The sequence below is a fragment of the Streptomonospora sediminis genome (genome assembly GCF_054778995.1).
In genome coordinates, this window is record NZ_BAAGYZ010000027.1 from 1 (window position 1) to 841 (window position 841).

The following is an 841-nucleotide window of genomic DNA, read 5'->3' on the forward strand; positions in this document are numbered from 1 at the left end:
AGACCCGCGAGGGAGCCCTGGGCGACCAGGTCCGTCAGCTCGGCGAGCATCGCGCCGATGCGGTCGCGGCCGGCATCCATCAGGTCGAAACTGCGGTACACCACATCCGGGTGGGTTTCGGCCACCGCGGCGGGGTCGCGCTTGTCGGTCTTGCCCATCTCGATGAAGCGCCCGCCCGTACCCAGCAGGTCCAGCGACGCGTCGGTGAACTCGCCCGCAAGCGAGTTCAGCACCACGTCCATGCCCGCATCGCCCACCAGTGTCCGGAACGTTTCGGCGAAGCCCAGGTCGCGGGAGGAGGCGATGTGGTCCTCGGCCACCCCCAACTCCCGCAACCGGTCCCACTTGCCCGGCGAAGCGGTCGCGAACACCTCCGCACCCGCATGCCGGGCGATTTGGACGGCGGCCATGCCCACACCGCCCGCACCCGAATGGACCAGCACCCGCTCCCCGGCCCGCAAGTCCGCCAAATCCCGCAGACCGTAGTACGCCGTGCAGAAGCCCACGGTTGCGGCGGCGCCCTGCGCGAAGGTCCAGTTCTCGGGCAGCGGGGTGAGCAGTCGCCGGTCGGTGGCGACTCGCGGGCCGAACGCGGCCTCGTCCAGCCCCATGACCCGGTCGCCGACGGCCAAGTCGGCGACCCCGGGTCCGGTCTCGGTGACCACCCCGGCGAACTCGCCGCCGATCGGTTCGCCCTGTTCGGGCACCATGCCCAGCACCACGACCACGTCGCGGAAGTTCAGTCCGGCCGCGCGCACCGCGACCCGCACCTCGCCCGGCGCCAGTTCCCGGTCGGCCTCAGGCGCCGGAACCAACGCAAGGTTGTCGATGGACCCCTTGG

The 841-nt window shown here is 71.5% G+C and carries 1 protein-coding gene; it reads right to left on the bottom strand.

What is annotated here, in order from left to right; genetic code table 11:
* The coding region (locus ACYVD5_RS07260; RefSeq protein ID WP_461000150.1) for a zinc-binding dehydrogenase at positions 1-815 on the bottom strand (815 nt) is incomplete at its 3' end.
* Between the last annotated feature and the right edge of the window lie 26 nt (positions 816-841).